Consider the following 15,053-nt stretch of genomic DNA (forward strand, 5'->3'; position numbering starts at 1 on the left):
ATTCGTATCCTCTGGACCTGTGCATGCCCCTTTGTCTTTCCCGTCGTTGGCACCTTAGCCAACTGATAGCTGCCTCCAGCCTCGTTCTGCTTGTCGCCTGCGCGGAAAAACCCACCGCCGCCGACGCCCAACCGCTTCAGACCCGCACCGTTGCGACGGCCCCTGCGATCATTCCGCCGGTGGTTCCGAACGGTGAGAATCTCGACATCCAGCCTACCCAGACCTTTGCCGAATGGCAGGCGGGTTTTCGTAAAGACGCCCTCGCCGCCGGTATTCGCGCCGACCTGTTCGATCGTGCTTTTGCCAATGTCAGCATGGACGACAGCGTGATCCGTGCCGATCGCAGCCAACCGGAATTTACTCGTCCGGTGTGGGAGTACCTCGATGGCGCACTGTCGCCGCTGCGAGTACGCAAAGGTCAGGCACTGGTCAGCCAGTACGCCGACATCCTGCAAAGCATCGAGCAGCGCTACGGCGTCGACCGCCAGGCATTGGTCGCGGTGTGGGGCATGGAGAGTAATTTCGGGCAGTTCCAGGGCAACAAGTCGGTGATCAACTCCCTGGCGACCCTGGCTTATGAAGGTCGACGTCCGGGCTTTGCCCATGCGCAACTGATCGCTGCCCTGCAAATCCTGCAGCAGGGTGATATCGAGCCGGAGAAAATGCTCGGTTCATGGGCGGGCGCCATGGGTCAGACCCAGTTCATTCCGACCACCTACAATACCCACGCTGTGGACTTTGACGGCGATGGCCGCCGCGACATCTGGAACAGCTCCGCTGATGCATTGGCCTCGACCGCGCACTATCTGCAAAGCTCCGGCTGGCAGAAAGGCCAGCCCTGGGGCTTCGAAGCGCAATTGCCAAGCGGCTTCAATTACGCCCTGGCCGATGGCACGATTCGCAAGAGCGTTGCCGAGTGGCGACAACTGGGGGTGACCCTGCCCAATGGCGGCCAGGTTCCAGCAGGCTCCGAACACCTGTCGGCCGCCCTGCTGCTGCCGGCAGGCTATCGTGGCCCGGCGTTCCTGGTCCTCGATAACTTCCGCGCGATTCTCAAGTACAACAACTCTTCGTCCTATGCCTTGGCCGTGAGTCTGTTGTCCGAGCGCTTCAATGGCGGCGGTTTGATCAGCGGTCTATGGCCAAAAGATGACTTGCCGCTGAGCCGTACCGAGCGAATCGAGCTGCAAAACCTGCTGAGCGCCCAGAACTACGACGCTGGGACCGCCGACGGGATTATCGGCGCCAATACCCGCAAAGCGATCCGCAGTGCGCAACAATCGTTTGGCTGGCCGGCAGATGGTTATCCGACGCACAAGTTGCTGGAAGGGTTGCGTAGCCGCTAGAAGCTTCGCGGGCAAGCCTCGCTCCTACAGGGTTTATGACGACCCGACAATTGCGTAGGAGCGAGGCTTGCCCGCGAAGACTGACTATCAGGCGCTAACGAACTACCGCTTGATCACTACATCCTGCTCCAACACCAACGCCTTTTCCCCCGCATCCAGCCTGACCAGCGCGCCCATCGGCAGCGTCAGATTCGGATCACAATGCCCGCTACGCCATCCGGCCAGCACGGGGATGCGCAACGGCGCAAAGGTCTGCTTGAGCAACTTCTCCAGCGCAATCGCATCAACCCCAGCCACATCCCCCACCAGAACCCCGCGCAGCTTGTGCAGCGTGCCGGCCAGACGCAAATGAGTCAGCAGCCGGTCGATGCGATACAGCGGCTCGTTGATGTCCTCGATGAACAGAATGACGCCCTCGGCATCGATCTCGTAAGGCGTGCCCATGGTCGCGGCAATCATCGACAGATTGCCCCCCAGCAAACGCCCGTGAGCGATGCCGGGCTCGATTGTGGTCAACGGCCAGGCCACCGGGTGAGAAAGCACACTGCCCGCCTTCACCTGCCCGCGCAGTATGTTGAAAAACGAGAACTCGGTGGGTTGCTGCTTGTCACCCAGCAGGTCAGCGTTGAGCATCGGGCCATGGAAAGTCACGAACCCGGCATAACGACTGATGGCCGAGTGCAGTGCAGTGACGTCGCTGTAGCCAATAAACGGCTTGGCATTGTTGCGCAGCAATTCGAAATCGATGCGATCGAGCAAACGCGGCGTACCGTAACCGCCACGCAGACAGATGATGGCATCGACCTCGCTGTCGGCGAATGCACCATGCAGGTCATTGAGCCGCACATCATCACTGCCGGCCAGATAACCCTCTTGCTCATAAACGCCGGGAAACACGCGCAGCGAATAGCCACGAGCGCGCATCCAGCCGATGGCTTTATCGGTGTCCAGCGCTGCGGGCCCGGCAGGCGCGATCACGCCGATCAGCCCTGTAGGCGGCAAGGCCGGAACGGGGGCATGTGGACAAAGGGTGTGGGTCGGTCGAGCAGTCATCCATGATTCTCCCTGTGTGAACGTTTGAGCACACAGTAGTCAGGAACGGGAATAAACAGAAGAGGGTCAGTCGCCCCATGGCTTGCAGGAAAAGACTGAAATGGGTGTGGGCACCGCAAAAAAACGCCCGCAAGGCCTGGAAAGCCTTGCGGGCCTGTTCTTTTTCTTAAAGCAGGATCAGGACGACATCAGCTCGGCCTTGACCAGTTTCGCCTGCTCGTCGGCGTGGTACGAGGAACGTACCAACGGGCCGGAAGCGACGTTCTTGAAGCCCATCTTGTAACCTTCCTCGGCAAACCAGGCGAAGGTGTCCGGGTGCACGAAGCGCTGGACCGGCAAGTGGCTGCGGGACGGCTGCAGGTACTGGCCCAGGGTCAGCATGTCGATGTCGTGTTCGCGCATGCGCTTCATGACTTCGATGACTTCTTCGTCGGTTTCGCCCAGGCCCAGCATCAAACCGGACTTGGTCGGAATGTGCGGCATCATCTGCTTGAAGCGTTGCAGCAGGGTCAGCGACCACTGGTAATCCGAACCCGGACGCGCGGCCTTGTACAGGCGCGGCACGGTTTCCAGGTTGTGGTTGAACACATCAGGCGGCTCGGCGGCGGTGATTTCCAGCGCGACGTCCATGCGGCCACGGTAGTCCGGGACCAGGGTTTCGAGCTGCACGTTCGGCGAGAGTTTGCGGATTTCGCGGATGCAGTCGGCAAAATGCTGGGCACCGCCGTCACGCAGGTCGTCGCGGTCTACCGAGGTGATTACGACGTACTTGAGTTTCAGGTCGGCGATGGCAATGGCCAGGCTTTCCGGCTCGTTGACGTCCAGTGGCTTCGGACGACCATGGCCAACGTCGCAGAACGGGCAGCGACGGGTGCAGATGTCACCCATGATCATGAAGGTCGCGGTGCCACCGGAGAAGCACTCGCCCAGGTTCGGGCAGGACGCCTCTTCGCAAACGCTGTGCAGCTTGTGTTTACGCAGTAAGGCCTTGATGCGGTCGACTTCCGGGGAAACCGGGATGCGCACGCGAATCCAGTCAGGTTTCTTCGGCAGTTCAGTGGTCGGGATGATCTTCACCGGGATGCGTGCAACCTTCTCGGCGCCGCGCAGCTTGACGCCGGCTTCAACCTTGGCACGCGGGGCCGGACGCTCGGTGACATCGAGCGTCGGGATCATGGTTTGCACTGCATCAGTAGTCATATCAGTCGATTCCGCCCGTTAGGGTCGTCTGCTCAGCATAGTCGAGGTGTTTGACGAGCTGCGCGCGCAGCCGGGCACTTACCTCGGCAAATTCAATCGATCCTGCGTGATCGCGCAGCTGGGTCATTGCCAGCCCGGCGTAGCCGCAGGGATTAATCCGTCGAAACGGTTCCAGGTTCATATCCACGTTCAAGGCCAGGCCATGAAAGGAGCAACCGTGGCGGATCCGCAGACCCAGAGAAGCGATTTTCGCGCCATCGACATAGACACCCGGTGCATCCGGCTTGGCCACCGCGGTCACGCCGTAGCTGGCCAGCAGCTCGATCAGGCATTGCTCCATGCGGCTGACCAGATCACGCACGCCGAACCCCAGCTTGCGCACGTCCAGCAACAGGTAGGCCACCAATTGGCCGGGACCGTGGTAAGTCACCTGACCACCGCGGTCGACCTTCACCACCGGAATGTCCCCTGGCAGCAGCAAGTGTTCAGCCTTGCCGGCCTGGCCCTGGGTGAACACCGGCGGGTGTTCCACCAGCCAGACTTCGTCGGCGGCATCGCTGCCGCGTTCGTTGGTGAAGCGCTGCATGGCATGCCAGACCGGCTCGTAAGCCATCTGACCGAGTTCGCGAAAGCCCAGCGTGCCAGGCATCACAACACCATGTGCACGAAACCGGTAGCCCGCAACTCGCTGTTGATGTCGTACAGCTGTTCCTGGCCGGTGGCGATGATGTGCAACTGGATGGTCGTGTACTTGCCGTTGGTACTCTGCCGTTCGGCAAAGGTGTTGTGGTCAACGGTCGCGTGTTTCTCAAGGATCGCGATGATCTTGTCCTTGAAACCCACGCCGGTGTCGCCGATTACCTTGATCGGGTAATCCGCGCAGGGGAATTCGATTTTTGGCGCCTTTACTTCAGTGTCTGTCATGGCGTAACGGCCTCGTAAGCCGTGGCAACGGACATGGCCCCGCTCCGGATTGGAACGAGGCCATGCAGGTCCACACTAATTCAGTTGAACAAGCCGTAGAAGAATAGACGGATGCTATCCCACATGCGGCGGAAGATACCACCCTCGTCGACTGCGTCCAGAGCGATCAGGTCGGCGCTGTGCACCACTTTGTCGTCCAGTTTCACTTCGACTTTACCGATCACATCGCCCTTGGCGATTGGCGCGACCAGTTGCGGGTTCATGGTCATGCTGGCGGCGAGCTTTTTCAGCTGGCCTTTGGGCAGGGTCATGGTCAGGTCTTGAGCCAGGCCGGCCTTGACTTGATTGGTGCTGCCTTTCCAGACAGGGGCCTGAGCCAGCTCGGCGCCTTTCTGATAGAAGGTCTGGGTTTCGAAGAAGCGGAAACCGTAGGTCAGCAGCTTCTGGGTTTCAGACGCGCGAGCCACTTCGCTGTTGGTGCCGAACACCACCGCGATCAGGCGCATGCCATCACGTACAGCCGAAGACACCATGCAGTAGCCGGCTTCGTCGGTGTGACCGGTTTTCAGACCGTCGACGGTCTTGTCACGCCACAGCAGCAGGTTGCGGTTAGGTTGCTTGATGCCGTTCCAGAAGAACTCTTTCTGCGAGTAGATCGCATAGTGAGCCGGGTCTTCGTGGATGATCGCGCGAGCCAGCACGGCCATGTCGTGAGCCGACGAGTAGTGCTCAGGGTTTGGCAGACCGGTCGGGTTCATGAAGTGGCTGTTGGTCATGCCCAGGTCGGCCACGGTTTTGTTCATCATGTCGGCGAACGCGTCTTCGCTGCCGGCGATGTGCTCGGAGAGCGCAACACTGGCGTCGTTACCCGACTGAATGATGATGCCGTGCAGCAAGTCGCTGACAGTAACCTGCGAGCCAACCTTGATGAACATCCGCGAACCGCCGGTACGCCAGGCGTTTTCGCTGACGGTCACCGGATCGTTTTCACCGATCTGGCCACGACGGATTTCCAGGGTCGCGATGTACGCGGTCATCAGCTTGGTCAGGCTGGCCGGCGGCAGACGCTGGTCACCGTTGTTCTCGACCAGCACGTTGCCGCTGCTGGCGTCCATGAGTACGTAGGCTTTGGCGGCCAGTTGCGGTGGCGACGGCATCATCTCGACCGCGAATGCGGCAGGCGAGAGGAGCAGCGGGACTAGCAGGCACAGGCGTTTGGCAAAGGTGGTGATGTTCATCCGTCTCTCGAAATCGCTAATGGAAACTGCCCGAGGGCAAAACTAATCAGACAGCTTTCTAAAAAGCTGTCGCGTGTTCAGTTGCTCACTCTGTAACCCTTGCCGGGCTTTTGTTCTTCACGAGCCAACAACCCGGTTCGCCCCCCAAACCGCAAGCGAACCGTCAATCAAGTACTACGTGTTACTCGGCGCTGACCAGGCTCGGCGAACCGAGATTGGCCAGCCGCACGCTGTTCTGCACCTGCTGGATTTCACCCGGCGAGCCGATCGGCCCCAGGCGCACCCGATGCAGTGTCTGTTGGTTACGCACGATCGAGCTGATGAACACCGGAGCGCTCACCATCCCGCTGAGCTTCGATCTCAGGAGTTCTGCAGCGTCCGGGTTGGCGAACGCGCCCACCTGCAGATACTGGCCAGAGGCTGGTACAGAAGCGTTTTTTTTTGCATCGATCTGCACGGGCACAACGGCCGCGGCGTGTTGCTGCGGCGGTGGCGTCCACTGCTCGACGGTGCCGGTGGAGGCCGTCACGGTCGGCGCGGCATTTTGCGCCACTTGCGGCTCGTTAAGCATCAACGGTGCCGGACGGCCTTTCTGTGCCCACCATTGCTGCGGGTCGATGCCTTCGACCTTGACCCGCGCCGTACCGGTTTCGGCATAGCCGAGCTTCTTGGCCGCTGCATAGGACAAGTCGATGATCCGGTCCGAGTAGAACGGCCCACGGTCGTTGACCCGCAGGATCACGCTCTTGTTGTTGTCCAGGTTGGTCACCCGAACGTAACTGGGCAGTGGCAAGGTCTTGTGCGCGGCGCTCATACCGTAAAGGTCATAGACTTCGCCGTTGGCGGTGTTCTGGCCATGGAACTTGGTGCCGTACCAGGACGCCGTGCCCGAGGCCACATAGGTCTTGGATTCTTGCAGCGGGAAGTAAGTCTTGCCCAGCACGGTATACGGGTTGGCTTTATAAGGACCGCTGTGCAGGGTCGGCGTGGCATCCGGGATGCGCGATACGTCGACGTCCCACCAGGGTGCACCATCCTTGTGAGCCCGGTTGATATCCAGGCCAGGTGCCGAACGAACGGCGGTCGGAGACTTCTGAGCCGGCGCGCGGCTGGTCGAACAACTGGCGACCAGGACCGTCAACGCGGCGAACGCCATGAGCTTCAGGGGTTTATTCATAGGCAATGCCCGCATTACTTGACGCCCCGTGCTTGGACCAGCTGTTCAGACAGTTGATGTACGGCCATGGCGTACATCACGCTGCGGTTATAACGCGTGATTGCGTAAAAATTCGTCAGGCCCATCCAGTATTCGGGGCCATTGTCACCTTCCAGGCGAAAAGCCGTGACCGGCATATCATCGCGCAGCGCATCATGACTCGACCAGCCCAGCGCCCGCAACTCCCCGACGGTTTTCGTCGGCTCGATGCCGGCGGTCAAACCCTCGTCTACCTGATCGCCACGCACATCGGCGCGGCTGACCACAGGTTCACCGGCGACCCAGCCGTGACGCTTGAAATAACTGGCGACGCTGCCAATGGCATCAACCGGGTTGGTCCAGATATTAATGTGGCCGTCACCGTCGAAATCCACCGCATAGGCGCGAAAACTGCTCGGCATGAATTGCGGCAAGCCCATGGCCCCGGCGTAAGAGCCTTTGAGGGTCAACGGGTCGACCTGCTCCTCACGGGCCAGCAGCAGGAATTCACGCAATTCCTTGCGGAAGAATTCGGCACGGGGAGGATAGTCGAAACCCAGGGTCGACAAGGCATCGATTACCCGGAAATTGCCGGTATTGCGACCGAAAAAGGTCTCGACGCCGATGATCGAGACGATCACCTGCGCCGGCACGCCGTATTCCTGCTCGGCACGAGCCAGGGCCGCTTCGTGCTGGCGCCAGAAGTCCACACCACGGGCGATGCGCGCATCGGTGATGAACATCGGGCGATATTCTTTCCACTGTTTAACCCGTTCGGCGGGTTTGGAGATCGCGTCCAGAATCGACTGTTTGCGCTCGGCTTCGCGGAACACGCCCATCAGCTGTTCACCGGCAAAGCCATAGTCGCGGGTCATTTCACCGACGAACTCGGCCACCTGGGGTGAGCCTTCGTAATCGCCGGCCAACGCTTCCTGCGCTGTGCCAAGGATGCTTACCAGGCCGACCCATGGCGCGTATCGAGTCGCCCAGCCACGCATTACTTGCATTGAAATCTTCACCTTATTCAAACCTGTGCGATCCACTTACGATGGGTATGGATCGACATCAAAACCCCAAACGCTGACAGTAGCGTCACCAGCGAAGTTCCTCCGTAGCTAATGAACGGCAACGGCACCCCTACAACCGGCAACAGGCCACTGACCATACCGATGTTGACGAAAACGTAAACAAAAAACGTCATGGTCAGGCTGCCCGCGAGCAATTTGCCGAACAATGTCTGAGCCTGGGCGGTAATCACCAGCCCGCGACCGATCAACAACAGATAAATCAGCAACAGTGCGCAGATGCCCACCAGGCCGAACTCTTCGCCCATCACCGCAATAATGAAGTCGGTGTGGCTTTCCGGCAGGAAGTCCAGGTGCGACTGAGTGCCAAGCAACCAGCCTTTGCCGAACACGCCGCCGGAACCGATGGCCGCTTTCGACTGAATGATGTTCCAGCCCGTGCCCAGCGGATCACTCTCGGGATCGAGGAAGGTCAGGATTCGCTGCTTCTGGTAGTCGTGCATGATGAAGTACCACATGCCGACCGCCACCGGCACAGCCGCGGCAATCACGCTGAGGATCCAGCGCCAGCGCAGGCCGCCCATGAACAGAACGAACGCGCCACCGGCGAGGATAAGCAGCGAAGTGCCGAGGTCGGGTTGACGCACGATCAGGATGAACGGCAACCCGATCAGAAACAGACTGACGCCCACATGCTTGAGCTGCGGTGGCAAGGTGCGCTTGGACAGATACCAGGCGATGGTCGCCGGCATCAGGATCTTCATGAACTCCGAGGGCTGGAAGCGGATCACCCCGGGAATGTTGATCCAGCGCGTGGCGCCCATGGCGTTGTGGCCCATGACATCCACCACCACCAGCAACAGCACGCCGACCACATAACCGACCGGCACCCAGCGGGCCATGAAGCGCGGCTCGAATTGGGCGATGACGATCATCGATACCAGGCCGATGCCGAAGGAAGTGGCTTGCTTGGCCAGCAGATCCCAGCTTTTGCCGCTGGCCGAATACAGCACAAACAGGCTTCCGGCAGCCAGGGTCAACAGCAGGATCAGCAACGGGCCGTCGATGTGCATGCGTTGCAGCAGCGTCGCACGGCGACGCATCACATCCTCGCTGGAGAGGATGCGATCGAAATTACTCTTCACGGGCCGTAGCCTCCGCACTGATAGGGCTGGCGTATTCGGCTTTCAGTCGGCCGTCCTGGTCCAGGAGCCAGGCGTCCATGATTTGACGCACCACAGGCGCGGCGACGCCGGAACCGGACTCGCCGTTTTCGACCATCACCGACACCACGATTTGCGGGTTGTCGGCCGGCGCGAAACCGACGAACAAGGCGTGGTCGCGGTGACGCTCCTGAACCTTGGAGCGGTCGTACTTTTCACCCTGCTTGATCGCGACCACCTGAGCCGTACCACTCTTGCCGGCAATCCGGTATTGAGCACCGATGGAGGCCTTGCGCGCCGTACCGCGGGCACCGTGCATCACCTGCTGCATGCCGTGGTTGACCTTGGTCCAGTCCGACGGGTCACGCAGGACGATGTCCGGCATGGGGTTTTCGTCCTTCGGCCGCTCGCCTTCGACAGTCTTCGCCAGGTGCGGACGATTCCAGACGCCTTTGTTGGCCACCAACGCTGTGGCCTGCGCCAGTTGCAGCGGAGTCGACTGCATATAGCCTTGACCGATCCCCAGAATCAGCGTCTCGCCCGGGAACCAGGCCTGACGACGGGTCGCGCGCTTCCATTCCCGGGTCGGCATCAACCCCGGCGACTCTTCGAACATGTCCAGGGAGACTTTCTGGCCAATGCCGAACTTGCTCAAGTACGCCGACAGCCGATCGATCCCCAGCTTGTGGGCCAGGTCATAGAAGTAGGTGTCATTGGAACGCATGATCGCCGTGTCCAGATCCACATAGCCGTCGCCGGTGCGGTTCCAGTTACGGTATTTGTGATCGTAGTTGGGCAATTGGTAATAACCGGGGTCGTAGACCCGGGTCGACGCCGTAACCACGCCCGCATCCAGACCGGCAATCGCCACCGCCGGTTTAATCGTCGAGCCCGGCGGATACAGACCGCGCAACACGCGGTTGAACAGTGGCCGGTCGATGGAATCGCGCAACTCGGAATAGGCTTTGAAGCTGATGCCGGTGACGAACAGGTTCGGGTCGAAACTCGGCTGACTGACCATCGCCAGCACTTCGCCGGTTTTCGGGTCCAGCGCCACCACCGCGCCACGGCGACCGCCCAGTGCGGCTTCGGCGGCTTCCTGCAGTTTGATGTCCAGGCTCAGGACGATGTCCTTGCCGGAAATCGGTTCGGTACGTTTGAGCACCCGCAGCACGCGGCCACGGGCGTTGGTCTCGACTTCTTCGTAACCGACCTGACCGTGCAATTCCGGCTCGTAGAATCGTTCGATGCCGGTTTTGCCAATTTGATGGGTACCGCTGTAACTCACCGGGTCCAGAGACTTGAGCTCTTTCTCGTTGATCCGCCCCATGTAACCCACCGAGTGCGCAAAGTGCGCGCCCTGCGGGTAATGCCGCACCAGCTGCGCGACCACTTCCACACCAGGCAGGCGGAACTGGTTCACCGCGATGCGGGCGATCTGCTCTTCGGTCAGCTCGAACAGGATTGGCACCGGCTCAAACGGTCGGCGCCCCTGACGCATGCGCTTCTCGAAGATCACCCGGTCCTCGGGCGTCAGCTCCAGCACCTCGACGATCACGTCGAGCACTTGCTGCCAGTCACCGGAGCGTTCGCGGGTCATGCTCAGGCTGAAGCTCGGCCGGTTGTCGGCCACCACCACGCCATTGCGGTCGAAGATCAACCCGCGAGTCGGCGGAATCGGCTGTACATGGACGCGGTTGTTTTCCGAAAGGGTCGAGTGGTACTCGTACTGGATCACTTGAAGGAAATACAGCCGCGCGATCAGCACGCCAATCAGCGCCACCACTGCAATGGCCCCGAACACGACGCGGCCACGCACCAGACGGGCGTCTTTTTCGTGGTCCTTGATACGGATCGGCTGGGGCATGAGGGCAGAACTACTTGTGGTAAGGGTGGCCGGACAACACTGTCCAGGCACGATACAGCTGTTCGCCGATCAGAATCCGCACCAGCGGGTGCGGCAACGTCAACGGTGACAACGACCAGCGTTGATCCGCCCGGGCACAGACTTCCGGCGCCAGCCCTTCGGGGCCGCCGACCATGAAATTCACCGTGCGCGAGTCCAGCCGCCAGCGATCGAGTTCGACCGCCAGTTGCTCGGTGCTCCAGGGCTTGCCGTGGACTTCGAGGGTGACAATGCGCTCGTTCGGCCCGACCTTGGCCAGCATGGCTTCGCCTTCCTGACGGATAAAGCGCGCCACGTCGGCGTTCTTGCCGCGAGTGTTGAGCGGAATTTCCACCAGTTCCAGCGCCAGCTCGGACGGAAGACGCTTGGCATATTCATGCCAGCCTTCTTCCACCCATTTGGGCATGCGTGAACCGACGGCGATCAGTCGCAGTCGCACAGCGTTCCCTTATTGCTGGTCTTTGTTGAGCTTGATGAAATGCTCGTGGGTGTTTTCCGGGCTGTGGTGAGCCGCGTTCAGAGCACGGCTCTGTTCTGCACCAGACCACAGACGCTCCAGGTCGTAAAACTGACGAGCCGAAGCAGTCATCATGTGCACGATGACGTCATCCATGTCCAGCAACACCCAGTCGCTGTCGCCCTTGCCTTCTTCACCCAGCGGCTTGACGCCCTGAGCCTTGACGGCCTCGCGGACCTTGTCCAGCATCGCGCCGATCTGGCGGTTGGAAGTACCGGTCGCGATGATCATGAAGTCCGTGATGCTCTGCTTTTCACGAACGTCGATCACCTGAATGTCCTGGGCCTTGACGTCTTCCAGGGCTGCTACGGCAACCTTGACCAGCTCTTCGCCGCGCAGCTCCGGTCCGGTGGGTGCCTCTACTGGCAGCGGGGCGCTCTTGAACGTGCCTTTGCGCTTTACTTTGCTTACGTCTTTGTCAGTCATATAAAACTCGTTTTGCTCGTATGTTCGGGCGCTTCGATACACGCATTCACGTGCCTTGAAGCGCACCCTTCTTCAGTTCGACGCACGGTAAAGTCCGTGCGCATCGATGTAGGCCAGGACCGCGTCGGGCACCAGGAAACGTACCGACTTACCGCTGGCCAGCAGTTGACGGATCTGGGTGGCGGATACCGCGAGCGGCGTCTGCCAGACGAATGCAATCTGTCCGCTCGGCCCTTTGAGGGCCAGCGGGTCGCTCACCGAGCGTGCCGCCAACAGATTGCGCAAGGCATCCGGCGGTTCGCTGTCGGCATCCGGGCGTTGCAGCACCAGGATGTGGCAATGCTGGAGCAACTCTTCCCAGCGGTGCCAAGTGGGCAGGCCGCAAAATGCGTCCCAGCCCAAAAGTAGAAAAACCTGGTCTGGGGCGGCCAATTCGGCGCGCATCAGTTCCAGGGTATCGATAGTGTAGGACGGTTTGTCCCGCTGCAATTCGCGGGCGTCCACCACCAACGGCGGCACACCGGCCACCGCGCACTTGACCATCGCCAGACGGTCCTTCGCCGACACCTGCGGCGTGCCGCGATGAGGCGGCCGGGCACTGGGCGTCAGACGCAATTCATCGAGCGCCAGCGATTCGGCGACTTCCAATGCACCGCGCAAATGGCCGATGTGCACCGGGTCGAAGGTCCCGCCCAGCACGCCAATGCGTCGAGGCTGGGGCTCGCTGGCGGTCACTTGGGCTGACGGGTCGAAGTCGCCCAAGTCAGACCGACTCCTGGCCGCGCAACTGGCCGTCACCGACCACGATGTACTTCTCGCAGGTCAGCCCTTCGAGGCCCACCGGGCCGCGGGCGTGCAGCTTATCAGTAGAAATGCCAATCTCGGCACCCAATCCGTATTCGAAGCCATCGGCGAAGCACGTCGGGGTGTTGATCATGACCGAAGACGAATCGACTTCAGCCACGAAACGCCGGGTGTCGGCCAGGTTTTCGCTGACGATCGAATCGGTGTGATGGGAGCCGTACTTATTAATGTGCTCGATGGCCTGATCCAGACCGTCGACCACGCGGATCGAGAGAATCGGCGCCAGGTATTCGGTAAGCCAGTCATCTTCGGTGGCCGCAACGGCCTCGATGATTGCCCGGGTGCGCTCGCAACCGCGCAGTTCGACGCCTTTTTCGCGGAACCGGGCAGCCATCGACGGCAGGAACTCATTGGCGACTGCCTGATCCACCAGCAGGGTTTCCATGGCGCCACAGATACCGTAACGGTAAGTCTTGGCATTGAACGCAATGCGCTGGGCTTTCGGCAGATCGGCGTGGGCACTGACGTAGACGTGACAGATGCCGTCCAGGTGCTTGATGACGGGCACGCGGGCATCGCGACTGACCCGTTCGATCAGGCCACGGCCACCACGGGGCACGATGACATCGACGTATTCCGGCATGGTGATCAACGCGCCGACGGCCGCACGGTCGGTGGTTTCGACCACTTGCACCACGGCGGCCGGCAGATCGGCCTCGGCCAGGCCGCGCTGGATGCAGGCGGCAATGGCGCGGTTGGAATGAATCGCCTCGGAACCGCCACGCAGGATGGTCGCATTGCCGGACTTCAGGCACAGGCTGGCGGCATCGATGGTCACATTCGGCCGTGATTCGTAGATGATCCCGATCACGCCCAATGGCACGCGCATCTTGCCGACCTGGATACCAGACGGGCGATAACTCATGTCGCGGATCGCACCCACCGGGTCCGGCAGTGCCGCGACCTGACGCAAACCGACGATCATGCCGTCGATGCGCTCCGGGGTCAGTGCCAGGCGTTCCAGCAGAGCAGGCTCCAGACCGTTGGCGCGGCCAGCGGCCAAATCCAGTTCATTGGCAGCCGTCAGTTCGGCGCGTGCAGCGTCCAACGCATTGGCAGCCGCCTGCAATGCGCGGTTTTTCTGCGCGGTGCTGGCACGGCCGATCACGCGGGAAGCTTCGCGGGCGGCGCGACCCAAGCGGGTCATATAGTCAAGAACGGACTCAGTCATGGTCTGCAATGGTCTTTGCTAAGGTCTTGGTAAAGAGTAAAGCGGCAGATTATAGCTGTCGCGTCCCGGGACTAACAGCGGTGACGGGCGGATGGTCGAAATGGAGCGCAATTTGCCGACGTTCAGCCGTGATTAAGTTGCATATTGTTATCATCACGACTCAATCAGCCCTGATAAACGCTGTTCATCATGACCAATCTGACTGTTCGTGCGTCCGCTACGCCCCCGCCCAAGGGGCTGCCGGACGCATTTTTCGACCGCGACGCCCAAACGCTGGCCCGGGATTTACTGGGCAAAATCATCCGCCATAAGGTCGGCGACCTGTGGCTCAGTGCCCGGATCATCGAGACCGAAGCCTATTACTACGAAGAAAAAGGCAGCCACGCCTCCCTTGGCTACACAGAAAAGCGTAAGGCTTTGTTTCTGGATGGCGGCCACATCTATATGTATTACGCCCGCGGCGGCGATTCGTTGAACTTCAGCGCTCAGGGCCCCGGCAACGCAGTGTTGATCAAATCCGCCTATCCATGGGTCGACGAACTGAGCGGGCCGGCGAGCCTGGCGCAAATGCTATTGAACAATCCCGATGCCCGGGGCCGCCCTCGCCCCTCGCAAAAGCTGTGTGCCGGGCAGACGCTGCTTTGCAAGGCGCTGGGGCTGAAGGTGCCAGTCTGGGACGCCAAACGCTTCGACCATGAAGTACTGCTGGTGGAAGATGTCGGGCCGGCGCCCGGCCACATCATCCAGACCACACGCCTGGGCATTCCCCACGGGCGCGACGAACACTTGATGTACCGCTTTGTTGATGCGGCTTATGCGCCTTACTGCACGCGCAACCCGTTACGCCGGGGGCAAGTCGAAGGGCACGATTATTTTTTGTTGTCCTGACAGCTGCTGAATCTTGATGCAAAGGAGATCCTTGTGGGAGCGGGCTTGCCCGCGATAGGGCCATACCGGTCGACATTAATGCTGACTGTCCCGGCGCCATCGCGGGCAAGCCCGTTCCCACAGGGTTTTATGGTGTT

15 protein-coding genes are annotated in these 15,053 nt (G+C 60.7%); 2 read left to right on the forward strand and 13 right to left on the reverse strand.

All coding sequences use genetic code 11. The features are described from left to right. Positions 1 to 23: 23 nt before the first annotated feature. Positions 24 to 1,346, forward strand: a complete 1,323-nt coding sequence (locus tag AB7M22_RS23160; protein ID WP_454187896.1) for a lytic murein transglycosylase — start codon at positions 24 to 26, stop codon at positions 1,344 to 1,346. A gap of 102 nt (positions 1,347 to 1,448) precedes the next feature. Here AB7M22_RS23160 and AB7M22_RS23165 read toward each other — a convergent pair whose 3' ends face one another. The 13 genes from AB7M22_RS23165 to AB7M22_RS23225 form a co-directional block, all read right to left on the reverse strand. After that, positions 1,449 to 2,399: a S66 peptidase family protein gene (locus tag AB7M22_RS23165; RefSeq protein ID WP_454187897.1), complete on the reverse strand. Its 951-nt coding sequence runs from the start codon at positions 2,397 to 2,399 to the stop codon at positions 1,449 to 1,451. A gap of 177 nt (positions 2,400 to 2,576) precedes the next feature. Then, entirely contained in the window at positions 2,577 to 3,599 is a 1,023-nt protein-coding gene (lipA, locus tag AB7M22_RS23170; protein WP_007946663.1) for a lipoyl synthase, read from the reverse strand. Position 3,600: 1 nt separating this feature from the next. Next, positions 3,601 to 4,248: a lipoyl(octanoyl) transferase LipB gene (gene lipB / locus AB7M22_RS23175; protein ID WP_007894394.1), complete on the reverse strand. Its 648-nt coding sequence runs from the start codon at positions 4,246 to 4,248 to the stop codon at positions 3,601 to 3,603. Further along, the gene (locus AB7M22_RS23180) at positions 4,248 to 4,523 is read right to left on the reverse strand and encodes a DUF493 domain-containing protein (protein ID WP_008009062.1); all 276 of its coding nucleotides are present in this window, start codon (positions 4,521 to 4,523) and stop codon (positions 4,248 to 4,250) included. The genes lipB and AB7M22_RS23180 overlap by 1 nt, the downstream gene beginning before the upstream one ends. Before the next feature lie 80 nt (positions 4,524 to 4,603). Next, positions 4,604 to 5,761 (reverse strand): D-alanyl-D-alanine carboxypeptidase family protein, encoded by a 1,158-nt coding sequence (locus AB7M22_RS23185; protein ID WP_008009060.1) that lies wholly within the window; start codon positions 5,759 to 5,761, stop codon positions 4,604 to 4,606. Between the two features lie 181 nt (positions 5,762 to 5,942). Continuing rightward, positions 5,943 to 6,953, reverse strand: coding sequence for a septal ring lytic transglycosylase RlpA family protein (locus tag AB7M22_RS23190; RefSeq protein ID WP_123720531.1), 1,011 nt, complete (start codon positions 6,951 to 6,953; stop codon positions 5,943 to 5,945). Continuing rightward, positions 6,953 to 7,963: a lytic murein transglycosylase B gene (gene mltB / locus AB7M22_RS23195; RefSeq protein WP_454187898.1), complete on the reverse strand. Its 1,011-nt coding sequence runs from the start codon at positions 7,961 to 7,963 to the stop codon at positions 6,953 to 6,955. Before mltB ends, AB7M22_RS23190 begins: the two co-directional genes overlap by 1 nt. A 17-nt stretch (positions 7,964 to 7,980) precedes the next feature. Further along, positions 7,981 to 9,084, reverse strand: a complete 1,104-nt coding sequence (gene rodA, locus AB7M22_RS23200) for a rod shape-determining protein RodA (RefSeq protein WP_046048707.1) — start codon at positions 9,082 to 9,084, stop codon at positions 7,981 to 7,983. A gap of 31 nt (positions 9,085 to 9,115) precedes the next feature. Further along, positions 9,116 to 11,011 carry a penicillin-binding protein 2 gene (gene mrdA, locus AB7M22_RS23205; RefSeq protein ID WP_454187899.1) on the reverse strand — a complete coding sequence of 632 codons (1,896 nt, stop codon included), beginning with the start codon at positions 11,009 to 11,011 and terminating at the stop codon, positions 9,116 to 9,118. A gap of 10 nt (positions 11,012 to 11,021) precedes the next feature. After that, positions 11,022 to 11,489 carry a 23S rRNA (pseudouridine(1915)-N(3))-methyltransferase RlmH gene (gene rlmH, locus AB7M22_RS23210; protein ID WP_003185785.1) on the reverse strand — a complete coding sequence of 156 codons (468 nt, stop codon included), beginning with the start codon at positions 11,487 to 11,489 and terminating at the stop codon, positions 11,022 to 11,024. 9 nt (positions 11,490 to 11,498) lie between these two features. Further along, entirely contained in the window at positions 11,499 to 11,993 is a 495-nt protein-coding gene (gene rsfS, locus AB7M22_RS23215; RefSeq protein WP_007894356.1) for a ribosome silencing factor, read from the reverse strand. Between the two features lie 72 nt (positions 11,994 to 12,065). Further along, on the reverse strand, positions 12,066 to 12,755 hold the full coding sequence (gene nadD, locus AB7M22_RS23220) for a nicotinate-nucleotide adenylyltransferase (RefSeq protein WP_008009047.1): 690 nt from the start codon (positions 12,753 to 12,755) through the stop codon (positions 12,066 to 12,068). A gap of 1 nt (position 12,756) precedes the next feature. Next, on the reverse strand, positions 12,757 to 14,028 hold the full coding sequence (locus tag AB7M22_RS23225; protein WP_454187900.1) for a glutamate-5-semialdehyde dehydrogenase: 1,272 nt from the start codon (positions 14,026 to 14,028) through the stop codon (positions 12,757 to 12,759). A gap of 189 nt (positions 14,029 to 14,217) precedes the next feature. Here AB7M22_RS23225 and AB7M22_RS23230 point away from each other — a divergent pair, with 189 nt between their 5' ends. Further along, complete coding sequence (locus AB7M22_RS23230) at positions 14,218 to 14,916, forward strand: DNA-3-methyladenine glycosylase (protein WP_454187901.1); 699 nt, start codon at positions 14,218 to 14,220, stop codon at positions 14,914 to 14,916. The last annotated feature ends 137 nt before the right edge of the window (positions 14,917 to 15,053 follow it).

This window comes from Pseudomonas sp. ADAK2 TE3594 (genome assembly GCF_053628675.1).

Coding starts and splice junctions, on each gene's coding strand:
- AB7M22_RS23160 (WP_454187896.1), top strand. CDS start 24: ATGCCCCTTTGTCTTTCCCGTCGTTGGCACCTTAGCCAACTGATAGCT.
- AB7M22_RS23165 (WP_454187897.1), bottom strand. CDS start 2,399: ATGACTGCTCGACCGACCCACACCCTTTGTCCACATGCCCCCGTTCCG.
- lipA (WP_007946663.1), bottom strand. CDS start 3,599: ATGACTACTGATGCAGTGCAAACCATGATCCCGACGCTCGATGTCACC.
- lipB (WP_007894394.1), bottom strand. CDS start 4,248: ATGCCTGGCACGCTGGGCTTTCGCGAACTCGGTCAGATGGCTTACGAG.
- AB7M22_RS23180 (WP_008009062.1), bottom strand. CDS start 4,523: ATGACAGACACTGAAGTAAAGGCGCCAAAAATCGAATTCCCCTGCGCG.
- AB7M22_RS23185 (WP_008009060.1), bottom strand. CDS start 5,761: ATGAACATCACCACCTTTGCCAAACGCCTGTGCCTGCTAGTCCCGCTG.
- AB7M22_RS23190 (WP_123720531.1), bottom strand. CDS start 6,953: ATGCGGGCATTGCCTATGAATAAACCCCTGAAGCTCATGGCGTTCGCC.
- mltB (WP_454187898.1), bottom strand. CDS start 7,963: ATGCAAGTAATGCGTGGCTGGGCGACTCGATACGCGCCATGGGTCGGC.
- rodA (WP_046048707.1), bottom strand. CDS start 9,084: ATGCGTCGCCGTGCGACGCTGCTGCAACGCATGCACATCGACGGCCCG.
- mrdA (WP_454187899.1), bottom strand. CDS start 11,011: ATGCCCCAGCCGATCCGTATCAAGGACCACGAAAAAGACGCCCGTCTG.
- rsfS (WP_007894356.1), bottom strand. CDS start 11,993: ATGACTGACAAAGACGTAAGCAAAGTAAAGCGCAAAGGCACGTTCAAG.
- AB7M22_RS23225 (WP_454187900.1), bottom strand. CDS start 14,028: ATGACTGAGTCCGTTCTTGACTATATGACCCGCTTGGGTCGCGCCGCC.
- AB7M22_RS23230 (WP_454187901.1), top strand. CDS start 14,218: ATGACCAATCTGACTGTTCGTGCGTCCGCTACGCCCCCGCCCAAGGGG.